The following is a 16,829-nucleotide window of genomic DNA, read 5'->3' as shown; positions in this document are numbered from 1 at the left end:
CCAGATGGACCTCCACAAGACATTGGATTGGCGTCCAACTTCTTGGGCGCAGTCCGGCAGCTGTCTTACCCAGCACCTGGAAGCTGACACGGTCCCGGTGGGAGCCGGCTTGCCGGCGATGGCCGCGCAGCGGCCCCTAGCGCTCGCGCAAGGCTTCCTTGGCCCGGTTCAGCGGCTTGATCAGGTAATCGAGAATGGTTTTCTCACCGGTGCGGATATCCACCGTGGCAATCATCCCCGGCACGATCGCAAAGCGCTTGCCGGCCTTGTTCTGCAGGCTGTCCTGCTCGGTACGGATGAACACCCGGTAGTAATAGATTTCCGGTTTCACCTCATCCTGCAGGGTGTCCGGCGAGATGCCCACCACCTTGCCTTCCAACCCGCCATACACCGAATAGTCATAGGCACTGATCTTCACCTTGGCCGCCTGGTCGGGGTGGATGAAGGCGATGTCGCGGGGGGCGATGCGCGTCTCGATCAGCAAGCGTTCGTCCATCGGCACGATCTTCATCACCTGCCCACCAGGCTGTACCACCCCGCCCAGGGTGTTGACCTCGATGTCCTTGACGATGCCCCGCACCGGCGAGCGCAAGGTCAGGCGTGACAGCGAATCGCTGCGCCCGCGGATCACTTCCGATAGGCTGTCGGCTTCGGCGCTGGCCTTGGCCAGTTCTTCGCGGGCGCGTACCAGATAATCGGAGCGCGCTTCATTGGCCTTGAGCTCGAGTTCCGAGCGCTGGCGGTTGAGGCGGATCACTTCGACCCGGCTGGAGGCCCCCATCTTGGCGAGGTTCTCGGTAATCTGCAGTTCGCTGCGCACCAGCCGCAGCGAGTCCTCGATACCCGCCAGGGTCTGCTCCAAGCCGCGGCGGCGGGTCTGGTACAGTGCGGTTTCGGCGTCGATCAGCTCCGGCGAGTCGCGCAGGCTGTCAGGGAAAACCAGCGGCTTGCCGGTGACCTCGGCGCGCAAGCGGGCAACGCTGGCGGTGGCGGCACGGTACTTGGCCTCGCTTTCACCGACACTGGAGGCCGTCTTGGTCGGGTCGAGCTGGGCCAGCACCTGGCCGCGCTCGACCAGATCGCCTTCGGCCACGTTCATCTCGGCGACGATGCCGCCTTCGAACGACTGGATCACTTGCTCGCGCGAGCTGGGGATCACCTTGCCCGTGCCGGTAGAGACTTCGGTGACTTCGAACCAGGCAGCCCAGGCCAGGAACGCGGCCAGCATCAGTGCGCACACGGTGATCACGCGGCCGGCGCGCAGCACGGCCTGATCGTCCTGGCCATCGAGGTAGGACGCGGGGAGTTCATGGTTGCTCATGCCTGCGCTCCTTGCAGTTTGGCCAGGGCGGCGTCACGGCTGTCGTCAATGACGATGCGCCCGCCTTCGAGCACGATGATCCGCTCCACCCGTTGCAGCACGCTCAACCGGTGGGTGGCGATCACCAAGGTGCGGCCTTGGCAGAAGCGGTCGAGGTTATCGAGCAGCTTGCGTTCGGTCGTGTCGTCCAGCGAGGCGGTAGGTTCATCCAGCAGCAGTACCTGCGGCTGGCGCACCAGCAAACGTGCCAGCACCAATGCCTGGCGCTGCCCGCCGGACAGGCCCAGGCCGCCTTCCAGAATCAGGTGGTCCATACCTTTGGGCAGGCGGCGCACGAACTCCAAGGCGCCCGTGGCGGCCAGCGCGGCCACCAGCTCCTGGTCACTGGCCTGGCCGGCGCCGAGGGTGAGGTTCTCACGCAGGGTGCCGTGGAACAGCCGCGCATACTGCGCCAGCAAGCCGACGTCCCGGCGCAGGTCGGCCGGGTCCAGGTGGGCCAGGGCAATGCCGTCGAGCGTGACCTCGCCTTGCACCAGGTCCATGGCACCGCCCAGCGCCTGCAGCAGCGTCGACTTGCCGGCGCCATTGCGCCCCAGCACGGCGATGCGTTCGCCCGGCCGGATGTCCAGCTGGCCGATGTTCAGCACCGGTGGTGCCTCGGGGTCGTAGCGGAAGTTGGCCTGGCGCAGCCGGTACTCCCCGCGGATGGCCGGCAGGTGTACCCGGGCTTCGCCTTCGGGGTGATCGACCGGCGCCTGCATCAGTTTGTCCAGGCCCTGTAGCGCCACCTTGGCTTGTTGCCAGCGGGTCAGCACATGGGTGAGCTGCGCCAGCGGCGCCATCATCCGCGAGGACAGCATCGAGGCGGCCACCAGGCTACCGGTGGTGAGGTCGCCGGCAATCACCATCGGCGCGCCGATGACGATGACCACGGCAAACACCGCGCCTTGCACGTTCTGGGTCCAGGTCACCAGGCCGTTGGTCAGGGTGCGCAGATGCAGGTTGGTGTGCGCGCATGCTGCATTGTACTGGTTCCACTGGCGTTCGAAGCGCGCTTCGGCCTGCAGTGCCTTGATTTCATCCAGGCCCTGAACGCTTTCCACCAGCATGGCGTTGCGCAGGGACGATTCGCGCATCGAGGCATTGGCCAGGCGTGCCAGCCGGCGCTGCGCCAGCAAACCAGGCAGGAGCATGGCCAGCAGCGCCAGCAGCGGGATGAACACCAGCACGCCGCCGATCAGCCAGAACACGAACAGGAACAACAGGAAGAACGGCAGGTCGGCCAGCGCGGTGGCGGTGCTGGAGGTGATCAGGTCGCGGATCGACTCCAGCTCGCGCAGTTGCGAAATGAACGAGCCGGTGGATTTCGGCCGCGCCGAGTTGCGCAGGCGCAGGGCATGGCCGTAGACCAGGTCCGACACGCGCAGGTCGGCGCGTTTGCCGAGCAGGTCGGTAACCTTCAGGCGCAGCAGGCGCATGCTGAAATCGAACACCAGCGCCAGCACCACACCGCCGAACAGCACGTACAGGGTGGGCAGCGATTCGGCGGGGATCACCCGGTCATACACCTGCATCGAGAACAGCACGCCGGCCAGGGCCAGCACGTTGGCCACCAGCGAGGCGACCATCACCTGCCCGTACGGGCGCAGGTCGCTCAGCACGATGCGGGCGAACCAATGGCGGTCGTACGGGGCGGTGTAGTCATCGGTACGCACGTCGCGCAATGGCCGTGCCGGGCGCATCAGTGCCACGCGGTTGATGCGCCCTTCGAGCGCTTCGCGGGGCAGGCGCGAGGTGAGGCCCTGGTCGCCGGCGAACACCACGGCCAGCTGGTTGTCCTCGGTCACGGCTTCGACCACAGCCAGCTGGCCATCGTTGAGTTCCAGCACCAGGGGGGTACGCCATTGCCGCAGGGCCTTGGCATCGAAGCGCACGAAGCGCAGGGACAGGCCGGCCTGGCGCGCCATGTGGCGCAGAATTTCATCCAGCGGCCGGGCATCTTCGACGGCCGCCAGGCGGATGCGCTGGGGCGATACATCCAACCGGTAGTGGTGGGCGACCTGCAGCATGACTTCAAGCCAAGGGCCAAGGTCCGGCCGATGGACGACAGCTTGCTCCGGGTTTTGCTGCTGCGTGGCTTGGCTCAGGTTGAGCGTATCGTTCATGGCTCGATCTCCACCCCTTGCAGGTTGCGCCCTTCAAGGCCCAAGGCCATGCGCAGGGCGCCGGTGTTGTACAGGCAGTCGACATCCAGGCGCAGCAGGTCGGAACGGGTGCCGGCAAGTTCGAAGCGCGACTGGTAGATTTCCTGCTCGGCATTAAGGAGGTCGAGCAGCGGCCGTGTGCCCAGGTCCAGGTATTGCCGGCCGTAGAGCATGCGTGCCTCCTTGATGCTGGCCTGGCGCGCCTGGAGCGAACTCAGCCGGCGGCCCAGCCCCGAGGTTTGCGCCATGGCTTCGGCCAGGCCGCGACGGGCCTGCAGGCGTGCAGCGTCTTCGGCGGAGTCGGCAGCGGTCAGGGCATACCCGGCCGCGCGGCTGCGGGCGCTGATGGCACCGCCTTGGTAGATCGGCACTTCGAGGTTCAGGTAAATGCCCGCCTGAGTGCGGTCGAGGCGGTTGTTGTCGCGGTCGTAGTCGTTGTCCAGGTAGTGGTTGACCTGCGGCTGCAGCGACAGCGTCGGGTAGGCCTCGGCCTTGGCCTGTGCCAGTTCGGCCTGGGATTGTGCGCGCAGGGCCAGGGCCATGAGCACTGCAGGCAGGCGATCGTCGCCCTGCGGTGGGCGCTTGCAGGCCTGGTCGAGTTCGGGGGGCGTTTCTTCGGCCAGGGCCGGCGGTGAGACGCGGCCGAGCAGGGCGGCGAGGGTAGAGCGCCAGCGCTGGTACTGGGCCTGATACTCCTCGAGGGTCGCGCGCGCGCCTTCCACCCGGGACTCGGCCTGGACCACGTCGGAGCGCGTGCTGGCGCCCATGTCGCTGCGCAGGCGCGCCATGCCGGCAATAGCGTTGACGCCGTTGATCTGCTCACGGGCAATCACCATGAGCTGCTCGTAGCGGCGGGTTTCGATCCAGGCGTAGGCGGTATCGCGGGCCAGGTCGTCGATGACCAGCAGGATGTTGGCCTGGGCTCGGGCGGCAGCGGCTTTGGCAGCGTCGACGGCGCTGTCGACCTTGCCGAAATCGTAGAGCATCTGCTTGAGCGACAGGTTCAGCGCCTGGCTGCTGCGGTCGCCGCCATTCCCGCTGTCATAGCCGGTGCGGATACCGCCGGAAAGCTGCGGGTAGTAACCGGCGCGCGCCACGTTGATGCCTTCGCCTTGCTTGTACAGGTTGCCGACGGCTTCAGCGATGCTGGGGTGCCACTGCGCAGCGGCCAGCACCGCCTCGGCCAGCCCGAGCCGATCGCCATGGGTGGCGGCCTGGCCTGCCGCGGGGCGGGCAGGGATGGCATCGGGGGCATCGCGTAGCAGTGACGGGCCGATGGTGCGTAGCGAGGGGTCTATGTCATCGGCTGCCTGCGCAACCGGGTTCCAAATCAATACCAGGAGCGCGACGGCTCCCGGCAACAGCGGTGACAGCGGACTGCTTCGCTTCACATAATTCCCTTACTGCTGATCGTCCTTGCCGCCGGGCATGGCGCCCGGCGGGTTACTGCGGCCTCAGACGACATGGATGCCGTTCTGCACCCACAGGTGGTGGCTCGGATCCTCCTGGGCCGTGTATTGGTTATAGTCGATGCCGTCGGCGCTCTGGCTGCCGGTCAGGCTCCAGTTATCGGTCATGTGCACCGAATCCTTGTCGTCACCTTTGATCAGCAGCGTGCTGCTGCCGCTTTCGGTGACGGCCACCACATCCGCCAGGCTCAGCGTCAGGGCCACCGCGCTGGTGTCGTTGAGGTCGATGATTTCGATGTCGTGGACACGCTCGGCCAGAGAGCTCAGGTCGATGCTGGCATCGCCGCCGCCCCACAGCAGGGTGTCGGTACCACTGCCGCCGTCGACGCTGGCAAAGGCCTGGTCGACCACCACGAGGGTGTCGTCGCCGGCCCCGCCTTGCAGGCTGATGTGCCCGCCCTGGCTGCCATCGAGGTGGTCATTGCCATCGCTGCCGGCAATCACCTCGGTCGATGCGGCCGCGGCCACACTGGCCAAGGCCGCCCCCTCGTCACCGCTTTCAGCCAGCAGCGAGGTGGTCGCGGTAAACCCGGTGGCGTTGTCCAGGTTGATGGTCAGCGTTGCGGTATCGGTGGTGCCGTTGGGGTGCGTCAGTTCGTAGGTGAAGGTGTCCTGTTGGCCGATCACTGCCGAGGTCAGGCCCTCCTTGAGGGTATAGGTGTAGCTGCCGTCAGCGTTCACCAGAAGCGTACCGTAGGTGCCGGCCACGCTGACGCCGTTGTAACCGGGGATGGCGTAAGTGTTGGCCGCTACCAGCACGCTGAGCACGGTCAGCGTCGAACCGAGGTTGTCGGCTCCGCCCCCGGCAGTGTCGGTCAGCAGGTTGCCGGTCACGGGGGTGTAGCCGCTGACCACGAACTCGTTGGTGTACGTGGTGGTGGTGTTGAGGCTGGTGGTGATCGAGCTGGCCAGGCCAATGCCACCTGCGCTGACACGGATCTCGTAGGTACCGGCGCCCTGGTTCTGGAAGGTGTAGGCCGAACCGCCGCCGAGCAGGCTGACCAGCGACCCACCGGGCACAGACTGCACGAGGACGTACTGGCCGGTAGCCGTGTTGAGTTTGTAAAGGCCGAGGGTGGTGCCGTTGAGCAGGCCCAGCAGGTTGGCGGAGTTGAGTACCACTTGCAGGTTGGCGGTGGTGTCAGCGGCAACGGTGGTGGTGTAGGCCGCCTGCCGCGAACCGATCAGCGGCAGGGACAGTGTGCCCAGTGTGGCGCTGGCGGTGTCCACCCGGTTCGCCAGGCTGATGTTGGTGCTGTCGATGTCGTTGACGGCATCGACCACCGTGGCGGGCGCGCTGAGGTTGCTGTCGCTCCAGACCTCCGTGGCTTGCGGGCTGTCGATCCGCACATAGAGGTTGGCGACATCGGTCAGGCCGTTGCCGTGCACCAGTTGATAGCTGAACACGTCCACCTTGCCGACGCTGGCGGGGGTGCCGTTGGGCGTGTAGGTGTAGCTGCCATCGGCGCGGATCACCAGGGTGCCATACAGGCCCTGTACTTCGGTGGCACTGCCGGCGGTGACGTAGCTGCCGTTCTTGAGCACTTGCAGCACGGCACTGCTGTCCGGGCCACGGGCATCGGTGGTGCCGTCGACCCCGGGGTCGGTGATGACGTTGCCGGTAGTGGGGGTACCAGTGCCGGTGAACTGGGTCAGGCTGGTGGTTTCTACGTCCAGCGTGGTGGTCACGTTGGTCACCAGGCCGATCCCGCCACTGGCGACGGTCAGCCGGTACTCACCGGCTTGCAGCTCGCCGATGTCGACGCGCACCCCTTGGCCCAAAGGCAGCAGGACCAGGTCCAGCAGGCCTTGGCTGTTACCGGTCGCCACCGTGACCCAGGCCCCGGCAGCATTTTTTACCTGCAAGGTGAAGGTGGTGTTGTCGAGCAGGGCCAGGGCACTGCTTGTGGTCAGCGTCAAGGTAGGGTCAACCGTGGTGCCGGCCCCGACCGTCCAGGTGTAGGTCTTGCTGAAGCCCGCCAGCAGTGTGGTGAAACTGTCGGTGTAGGTCTGCGTGGCGACAACCGGTGCCAGGTTGACGGTGGCGCTCGCCAGGTTGTCGCTGGCGATCACCGGTGCATTGGCGTCGACGTCCGGCGCGGTGATGGTGACGTTGCCGGAGACATTGTTGCGGGGGTCGGTGAGCGACACCGACAGGCTCTGGCCGTTGTCCTGGGCAGGTGTCAGGGTGACGGAGAAGGTGCCGTCGGGCTGCACCGTGCCGGTTTGCAGGACGGTGCCGTTGGCGCTGCGCACCGTGACCGTGGCGCCAGCCTCGCCGCTGCCGGTCAGCGTGCTGCCGTCGGCGCTGATCACCAGGTTGCTGGCCAGCGCTGGCGGGGTGAGGTCTGGAGCGGTCAGTGCGGTGCCGGTCGAGGCGTTGCCGCTGGCGTCGGTCAAGGTGACCGTCAGGGCCTGGTTGTCGATCTGCGCCGCCGCCAGGCTGACCACGAACAGGCCGTTGCTGCCGACTGTGGCGGTGCCGAGCACGGTGCCTGCAGCGTCGCGCACGGTGACGGTGCTGCCGATCTGGCCAGAGCCGCTGACCGTGGTGCCGTTGGCGTTGATGGCGGCCACTGGCGCCGCGGGTGGCGTGGTGTCGGGGGCTGTTACGCTGGCGCTGCCGGACTGGTTGCCGGCGGCATCGGACTGGCGCACGGTGAGCAACTGTCCGTCGTTTTGCGTGGTGGAGAGGTTGACGGTGAAGCTGCCATTGGGTTGCACCACGGCGCTGCCCAGCGGCCCGCCCGGGCCGGTGACGGTGACTGTCGCGCCGGGCTCGCCGACACCGGTCAGCACCGTGCCTGCGCCGCCCACGGCCAGGTTGGTCGGTGCCGCCGGCGCCTGAGTGTCCGGCGCGGTATAGCTGGTGCTGCCCGAGGGATTCGCTGCCGCGTCGACCTGCGTCACACCGAGTACCTGGCCGTTGAGCTGCGCGCTGGCCAGGTTGATGCTGAACACGCCGCCCGCGTTGACCACGCCGGTACCGAGCACATTGCCATTGGCATCGCGCACGGTGACTGTGGCATTGGCTTCACCGGTGCCGGTCAGTACCAGGCCATTGGCGGACAGCGCAGTGACCACCGGGTTGGCCGGCGGCGTGCTGTCTGCCGCCTGCACGAACACCGGTTGCGACTCAGTGCCCGCCACCGCCTCGGCAGTGACCGACAGCGATTGGCCATTCAACTGGGCGCTGTCGAGCTGCAGACTGAAGTCGCCGTTGCCGTCCGCTGTACCACTACCGATCACATTGCCCTCACTGTCATAGACAGTGATGGACGCCCCGCTGGTGGCGTTACCCGTGAGGGTCAGGCCGTCAGCGTCCAGCACCACGTTGGTCGGGGGCGCTGAGGGTGGAACATCCGGGGTGAGGTAGGTCTGTACTGGCGAGGGGTTGGTACCGTCGTTTTGGATCACTTCCAATGTGACGTCTGCGCCAGGTGCGGGGTCGAGGCCGATGGAGAAGTTGCCATTGGCATCGACCACGCCGGTGCCGATCACAGCGCCTCCCAGGCTGACAGTCACTGTAGCGTTGGGCTCGCCGCGCCCGGTGAGCACGTCGTAGTCGGCATTGATGGCCAGATTGGTCACCGGTGCAGGTGGCGACGTGTCGCCAGCCTGGTAAGTGGCTGGCAGCGAAGCGTTGCCCGCCTCATCAAGGGCGACCACGGTCAGCAATTGGCCGTTGTCCTGCGCCGGGCTCAACGTCACGCTGAAGGTGCCGTCTTGGTTGGCCTGGATGGTGCCGAGAACGGTGTTGTCCGGGCCGCGCACGGTGATGATGCTGTCGGGTTCGGCACTACCGGTCAGCAGCGTGCCCGTCGCGTCCAGCGCCAGGCCGGTGGGTTGCCCCGGTGGCACCAGGTCCGGTGCGGTCACTTCGAGTGGCGCGCTAGGGTTGCCGGTGGCGTCCTGAGCGACCACGGTCAGTACCTGGCCGTCGATCTGTGGGGTGGTGAGGTCAAGCACGAAGGTGCCATCAGGGTCGATCACGCCCTGGCCGACCATGTCGCCACGGTCGTTCATCACGGTGATGCGCGCCCCTGCTTCGCCGCTACCGGTGAGCTGGGTGCCGCTGTCGTTGAGCACCGCGACCACCGTGGCCGGCGGCGTGGTGTCGGCTGCGGTGGCCGAGCTGATGGGCGATACGTTATCGCTGTCGTCTGTCAGGGTTACCTGGACCGTTTGGCCGTTGAGCTGCGCCGAGCTCAGATCGACCACGAAGGTACCGTCGGCCCCCACGGTGGCGGTGCCGATTTCAGTGGTACCCAGGTACACCCGTACCGTGGTGCCCGCTTCGCCGACGCCGCTTAGCTGATCGCCTGCAGCATTGAAGCGCAGTTCGGTCGCCGCTGCAGGTGGCGTGAGGTCGGGGGCATCGACGGTGACCGGCGCGCTGATGTTGCCGGGTGGGTCGGCCTGCTGTACCGACAGCACTTGCTGGTTGATCTGGGCGGGCGACAGTTCTACAGAGAAGCTGCCGTCGGTGAGCACAATGGTCGTACCGAGCACTACGCCTGCGGCATTGGTCACCGTGACGGTAGCGCCTGGTTCACCCTGGCCGGTGACCACGCTGCCATCGGCATTGATGGCCACCTCTGTGAGGATGGCCGGCGGCGTGAAGTCGGGCGTTTGCAAGGTGGCGACCGCCGACACGTTGCCGGCTGCGTCGGCCTGGCTGAGGCTGAGCAGTTCGGCGTTGCCCAGTGCCGGGTTGAGCGTGACGGTGAAATTACCGCTGGCATCGACCACTGCCGTGCCGATTTCGTCGCCCTGAGCGTTGGTCACACTCACCTGTGCGCCGGGCTCGCCGCGGCCGGTGAGGGTAACCCCGTCGCTGGAAATCGCAAGCTCGGTGGGGGCGGCTGGAGGGGTGGTATCGGCTGCGGTGATGGGGCTGGGGTCGGACTGGTTGCCGGCGGCATCGGTCAGTACCACCTGCACCTGCTGGCCGTTGGCTTGTGGCGCGCTGAGCGTGACCTGGAAGGTACCGTCGGCGCGGACCACTGCGCTGCCCAGTGTACTGCCATCGGCAGCCAGCACTTTGACGGTGCTGCCGGCCTCGCCAGTACCGTTGAGCACGCTGCCGCCGCCGGCGAATGCCAGGTTGCCAGCAGCATCGGGTGCCACGCGGTCGGGCGCAGTCAGGCTGACACTGTCGGACTCATTGCCCGCGGCGTCGCTCTGCTGTGCACTGAGCTGCTCGCCATTGATCTGTGCGGTACTCAGGCCAATGCTGAAATTACCATCGGCATCGACCACGGCGGTGCCCAGGTCGACACCGCCTTCGCCGAGCACAGTCACCGTGGCGCCCGGCTCACCTCGGCCGGTGAGCGTCAGGCCATCGGCGCTCAGCACCAGGTTGGTCAGCGCTTGTGGAGCGGTGGTGTCCGGTGCCTGCAGGGTCGCAGGTAACGAAACACTGCCATCGGTGCCCACGGCGCTGACTTGCAAGACTTCGCCGTTGGCCTGAACGCTGTCGAGGTTGACTGTGAAGCTGCCGTCATTGCCCACTGGCGCAGTGCCCAACAGCACGCCGTCAGGGCCATACACACTGACGGTGCTGCCGGGGGATCCACTGCCGGTAACCACCAGGCCATCGGCTGAGAGCGTCAGGTTGTCCGGAATGTCCGGTGCCAGGTCGCCCGGCGCGGTCACGGTCTGTGCCGGCGAGGTGTTCTGCGCGGCATCGGCCTGGGTCACGCTGAGGTTTTCGCCGGCTATCGCTGCAGGGCTGAGCGCGACGGTGAAACGGCCATCGCTGCCGACCGTGGCGGTCCCCAGCGAGGTGCCGTCGGGCGCGCGCACGGTGACCGTGGCGCCGGCTTCGCCGGTACCTGTCAGGCTGGCGCCGTCGGCAGCGACGGCCAGGTTGGCGACGGCGGTGGGCGGTGTGGTATCGGCTGCGGTGTAAGGCGCGGCAGGCGACACGTTGCCTGCGGCATCGGTGGCCGTAACCTGCAAGGTCTGACCGTTGGTTTGGGCGCTGCTCAGGGTGACCTGGAAGGTGCCATTGCTGCTGGCCACGGCGGTACCCAGGATATTGCCTGCGGCATCACGCACGGTAACGGTGCTGCCTGCTTCGGCGCTGCCGCTCAGTTGCACGCCACTGCTGGCCAGGGCGAGGTCGGTTGGCGCCGCGGGTGGGGTGAGGTCCGGCGCTGTTACCGCAACGGGCGGCGAGGTGTTGTTGCCCGCGTCGGTCTGGGTCACGCTCAAGTTCTGGGCGTTGAGTTGCGCGCTGGTCAGGGTGAGGGTAAAGCTGCCGTTGGCGGCCACCTGGCCGGTGCCAATGATGGTGCCATCGGGGCCGCGCACCGTCACGCTGGCACCCGCTTCACCCAGGCCGGTGAGGGTCAGGCCATTGTTGTTGAGCACCACATTGGTCAGCGGGGCTGGTGCGGTGAGGTCGGGTGTACTGAGGGTGACAGCAGGCGAGGTGTTGCCAGCTGCATCCAGCTGGCTCACACCGATCGCCTGGCCAGTTGCCTGTGGCGTATCGAAGGTGACCGTGAACCGCCCATCAGCACCTACGGTCGCGGTGCCGACCACAGTGCCGGCGGCGTTGCGCACCTGCACGGTGGCGCCGGCTTCGCCACTGCCTGACAGCTGCCTGCCATCGGCGCTGAGCACGGGGTTGCCGACCGCCGCCGGTGGCGTGCGGTCCGGTGTTGCCAGGCTCGCCGGGCCAGAGACATTGCCAGCGGCATCGCTGAGGGTGACCTGCAAGGCGCTGCCGGTGGTTTGCGCACTTGGCAGGGTGATCTGGAACTCGCCGCTCTGGTTGACGGTGCCGGTGGCCAGTACCGCGCCACTGGCATCGCGCACTGTCACCGTGGCGCCCGCCTCACCCTGGCCGCTGACGACGGTTGCCGCGCTGTTCAGGCTCAGGCCGGCGGGCGCATCAGGTGCTTGCAGGTCAGGCGCCTGCAAGGTTGCGGCCAGCGAGCTATTGCCCGCAGCATCGCTCTGGGTGACGGTGAGGTTCTGGCCGTTGGCTTGCTGGGGTGTCAGTGTGACGCTGAACAAGCCGTTACTGCCAACGATGGCGGTGCCCAGTTCGGTGCCTTGGGCATCGACCACGCGCACGGTCGCACCCACCTCGCCCTGGCCGGTGAGGGTACTGCCGCTGCCGTTGAGGGTAAGCTGGGTGGGGGCATCCGGGGCGGTATTGTCTTCGGCCACGATTGTGGCCGGTACGGAAGGTTTACCGCCGGCTGAAAGGCGTGCGCTGACCTGCAGGGTCTGGGCATTGAGCTGGGCGTCGCTGAAGAACACGCGGAAGATGCCGTCGCTGCCGACCGTCGCGGTGCCCAGCGTGGTGCCGCCGGAGGTCACGGTGATCAGCGAGCCCACGGTGCCTTCGCCGGTCAGGAGGAAGCCGTCGGCACTGATGGTCAGCGCCGTTGGTGTGGCGACTTCGGTGCCGTCTGGCCCGTCCACGTTTACTGGGGTCTCGTTGCCAGCGTCGTCCCGGACCACCACCTGCACGGTGTCGCCGGCAACCAGGGGTGGGTCGACTTCGACCACGAAGGTGCCGTCCGGCCCGGCGGTTGCGGCGCCCAGTTCAGTGGGGCCGTCGCGAACGATGATGGTGGCGCCGGGTTCGGCAGTACCCCCGATGGTCCCGCCATCCGGGCTGATCGTGATGTCGGTGGCCGCATCAGGCGGTGTGGTGTCCGGCGCGGTAACGGTCGATGCGCCAGAGTCGTTGCCGGCCCCGTCGCTGACCACCACGGTCAGGGTCTCGCCATTGGTGAGCGGGGTATCAAGCGGCACGCTGAAGCTGCCGTCACCGTTCACTGCAACGGTGGTGGAATTGCCACTGGGGTCGGTCACCGTGACCGTACTGGCCCCGGGGGCGTTGCCGGTCACCGTGGTGCCATCCGGGCTGACGTCTACATCGGTCGGCAGCGCAGGCGGCGTGAGGTCTGGCGCAGTGGCCTGGGCAGCGAGGGAGGTGTTGCCGGCAGCATCGGTGAGGGTCACCTCAAGGCTCTGCCCATCCAGTTGCGCTGGCGACAGCGGCACGCTGAAGTTGCCGCCCACCGGCACCACGACCGTGCCCAGCAGGTCGCCGTTGGCATTGCGCACTTCAACGGTGGAGCCGACCTCCCCGTTGCCCTGCAGGGTTGTGCCATCGGCACTGACTTGCACGCCGGTCGGGGTGGCAGGGCCGGTTGAATCGTCAGCGGTGAAGGTGGCCGATGGCGAGGTATTGCCCTGATCGTCGACAAGCACCACCGACAGAACTTCGCCGTTGGTCTGGGCAGGGGCGAGGGTGACGGTGAAGCTGCCGTCGGGTTGCACTTGGGCATCGCCCAGCAATTGCCCGCCAGCATCGCGCACTTCTACGGTGGCGCCTGGCTCACCTTGCCCGCTCAACACACTGCCATCGGCGCTCAGCCCCAGGCCTTGTGCAGGTTGCGGTGCTTCCAGGTCGTTGGCGGTGACGGTGTCGGCAGTGGAGGTGTTGCCCGCAGCGTCCGCCTGGGTGACGGACAGCGTCTGGCCGTTGAGCTGCGGTGGGTCGAGGGTCACCCGGAAGCTACCGTCGGCCTCCACCACGGCAGTGCCCAATACTGCGCCGCCGGTGCCGATGACACGCACCTGAGCGCCGGGCTCGCCGCTACCGGTGAGCACGCTGCCATCGGCGGAGAGGGCCAGGCCGGTGGGGGTGTCCGGCGCCTGGGTGTCCGGGGCTGGCAGGCCGACCGCTGCAGACACGTTACCGGTTGGGTCGCGTTGCTCCACGGTCAAGGCCTGGCCATTGGTCTGCGGCGGGGCAAGGGTGAGCTCGAAGGTACCGTCGCCGGCCACCTCGACGCTGCCCAGTACAGTACCGTCGGGGCTGCGCACGATCACGGTGGCACCCGGTTCGCCAGTGCCGCTGACGGTGGTGCCGCTGTCGTCGATGCTCGGGTTGCCGACGACTTGCGGTGGGGTACTGTCGGGAGCGGTGAAGTCGACCGGCCCGGCACTGTTGCCCAGATTGTCGGTGGCCTCTACGGTCAGGCTCTGGCCGTTGCGCTGTGGCGGGTCGAGGGTGACATCGAAGCGCCCGTCGGCGCCGACTGTCGCGGTGCCCAGTACGGTGCCGTCCTCCGCGCGCACCGTGACGATCGAGCCGCTCTGGCCCTGGCCGGTGAGGTGCAGGCCTGTGCTGTCGATGGCCAGCGCGGAAGGCTGCAACGGGCCGTCCAGATCCGGCGCGGTCAGGGTTGCGGTCGATGTGTTGCCGGCAGCGTCACTCAGCGCCACGTCGAGCATCTGGCCATTGGTTTGGGCCGGTGTCAGGGTGACGGTGAAGACGCCGTTCGCACCCACTACTGCCGTGCCGAGCACTGTGCCCTCGGCATCGCTGACCTGCACGGTGGCCCCGGGTTCACCGCGGCCGGTGAGGGTGACGCCATCGGCGCTCAGGGCCAGGTCACTGGCAAGGTTGGGCGCGGTGATGTCCGGTGCGCCGACCTGGGTCGGCAGCGAGCTGTTGCCGTCTGCGTCCAGGGCCACCACATCGAGCAGTTCGCCATTGGCTTGAGGGGGGGTCAGGCCGACGGTGAAGGTGCCGTCATTGCCCACTTGCACGCTGCCCAGCACATTGCCTTGGGCATCGCGCACTTCCACAAAGCTGCCTGCAGGCGCCGTGCCGCTGACGGACGAGCCATCGGGGGCCACCACCAGCCCGGCCGGGCCTTCCGGTACGGGCGTCTGCGGCACGGTGATGCTCAGCTCAGGCGATGCATTGCCGGCAGCGTCGGTTTGCACCAGCACGATGCTTTCGCCCGCCACCACCGGAGCATCCAGTTCGATCAGGAAGGTGCCATTGGCTGCCACCGTGCCACTGCCGATCACATTGCCGTCGGCATCCAGCACTTGCACGGTGGCACCCGCTTCACCGCGGCCCGCGATCACGACACTGCCGGCGCCCACTATCACGCCGGTGATCAGTGCCGGGGGCGTGATGTCCGGCGCGGTATACGCCAGTGGTGCGGAACTGTTGCCAGCGGCATCTGTGACCGTGATGGCCAAGGGTTGGCCGTTGGCCTGAGCAGGGTCGAGGGTGAGGCTGAAGCGGCCATCCGGCCCGGCGATAGCGCTGCCGATCAGGTCGCCGGAGCTGTCGCGCACTTCTACCCGTGCACCGGGTTCGGCGCTGCCGGTCAGCGTTTGGCCGTCGGTGAGCGCCAGCCCGGTCGGTTGCCCGGGGGCTACCAGGTCTGGTGCCGTCAGTGGGCTTGTCGGTGATACGTTGCCAGCGGCATCGGTCAAGGTCACTTGCAGCGACGAGCCATTGGTCACGGGCGTGGTCAGCTGTAGGGTGAAGGTGCCATCAGGCTGCACCGTCCCGGTGCCCACGACCTGCCCCTGGTCGTTCGTTACGGTTACCGTTGCGCCTGCTTCACCGCGCCCCGATACGGTACGGCCATCGCCGCTGATGATCAGGTCAGTGGCGGGCGCCGGCGCAGTGGTGTCACCCCCGCCGGTATCGATGTCCGGCGCGTTGACGGTGCCGGCAGTGGAGGTGTTGCCGGCGGCGTCACTGGCAGTGACTCGCAGCGCCTGCCCATCGGTTTGTGGGGGTTGCAGGGTGACGTTGAACAGGCCGTCGGCACCTGCCACGGCGGTACCCAGCAGGGTGCCATCAGCGGCACGCACTTGCACGGTGGACCCGGGTTCGGCACGGCCGCTGACGACTCTACCGTCAGCGCTGACCGCCAGGTCGGTCGGTGGCGCGGGCGGGGTGGTGTCGGGCGGGTTGCCAACCCCGTCATCGGGTGCGTTGATGGCTGCTGCAGGTGAGGTGTTCCCGGCGGCGTCGCTGGCAGTGACTTGCAGCGCCTGCCCATCGGTTTGTGGGGGTTGCAGGGTAATGCTGAACGAGCCGTCGGCGCCTGCCACGGCGGTACCCAGCACGGTGCCGTCGGCGGCACGCACTTGCACGGTGGACCCAGGTTCGGCACGGCCGGTGAGTGTGGTTCCCTGCTCGTTCACGGCCAGTTCGGTGGGCGCCACGGGGGCGGTTGCATCTGGCGCGGTCACGTTGCCCGGCTGCGAGATGTTGCCAGCCGCGTCGGTCAAACTGACGTCCAGGCTTTCGCCATTGACCTGGGGTGGGTTCAAGGTGACGGTGAAGGTGCCGTCGGCGTCCACGGTACCGGTGCCCAACAGGTTGCCAGCGGCATCACGCACGTTCACCGTGGCGCCTGCTTCGCCGCGGCCGGTGAGGCGCAAGCCATCGGGCGATACCAGCAGGTCGATAGGTGTGGCGGGTGGCGTGGTGTCACCTGGGGCGGAGCCGCCGCTACTACCGCCACCGCCGCCGCTGCCTGCGGCGGCGGCAGCGCCGCCAACGCCCAGCAGGCTCAACCCGGCAATCGCCCAGGTTGGGGTTTCGCTGCCCGCGACGCCGATGCCGGCGACCAGGTCATCGAGCGAGTCGACTTCCTGGAAGGTGAAACCGGTGAAGGCTTCGGCATCGTAGTTGGCGTACCACAGGGTGCCGTCTTCGCCGACGAAGACCATGTCACTGCCCACACCTGCCTGGTCCACGGCAAAGAAGTTGCCGACGGTGACCTTTTCCCCAGACTTGAGGGTGACGATCAGGTCCTGACCCCGCCGGGTCACGGTTGCCACCTGGTCCGGCGCAACGGGCATCTGCACCACGCCTGGGCCGTTGAGCGTGATATTGCCCCAGGCATTCTGGGTGGCGACGGTGGTTTGCTTATCGGCAACGACGATATTGTCCATGGAGGCTCCCTGCTGATTGCGGTACACAGGGTCGGCGTAAGCGATCCTGCTGGCGCAACCGCTTGTGCAGTAGCACGCAGCCCG

The 16,829-nt window shown here is 67.3% G+C and carries 4 protein-coding genes; all 4 read right to left on the bottom strand.

Annotated features, from left to right (window positions below):
• Positions 1-136 precede the first annotated feature (136 nt).
• Positions 137-1,321, bottom strand: coding sequence for an HlyD family type I secretion periplasmic adaptor subunit (locus ACIPZH_RS05620; protein ID WP_241804139.1), 1,185 nt, complete (start codon positions 1,319-1,321; stop codon positions 137-139).
• Positions 1,318-3,486: a type I secretion system permease/ATPase gene (locus tag ACIPZH_RS05615; RefSeq protein ID WP_400635462.1), complete on the bottom strand. Its 2,169-nt coding sequence runs from the start codon at positions 3,484-3,486 to the stop codon at positions 1,318-1,320. Before ACIPZH_RS05615 ends, ACIPZH_RS05620 begins: the two co-directional genes overlap by 4 nt.
• Complete coding sequence (locus ACIPZH_RS05610) at positions 3,483-4,916, bottom strand: TolC family outer membrane protein (protein ID WP_400635460.1); 1,434 nt, start codon at positions 4,914-4,916, stop codon at positions 3,483-3,485. The genes ACIPZH_RS05615 and ACIPZH_RS05610 overlap by 4 nt, the downstream gene beginning before the upstream one ends.
• A 63-nt stretch (positions 4,917-4,979) precedes the next feature.
• Positions 4,980-16,745 (bottom strand): BapA/Bap/LapF family large adhesin, encoded by an 11,766-nt coding sequence (locus ACIPZH_RS05605; RefSeq protein WP_400635458.1) that lies wholly within the window; start codon positions 16,743-16,745, stop codon positions 4,980-4,982.
• Between the last annotated feature and the right edge of the window lie 84 nt (positions 16,746-16,829).

It is taken from the genome of Pseudomonas sp. NPDC089758, assembly GCF_044748705.1.
GTDB lineage: Bacteria > Pseudomonadota > Gammaproteobacteria > Pseudomonadales > Pseudomonadaceae > Aquipseudomonas > Aquipseudomonas putida_X.
Note: the sequence above shows the minus strand (reverse complement) of the source record. Positions and strands in the feature narration are given on the sequence as shown.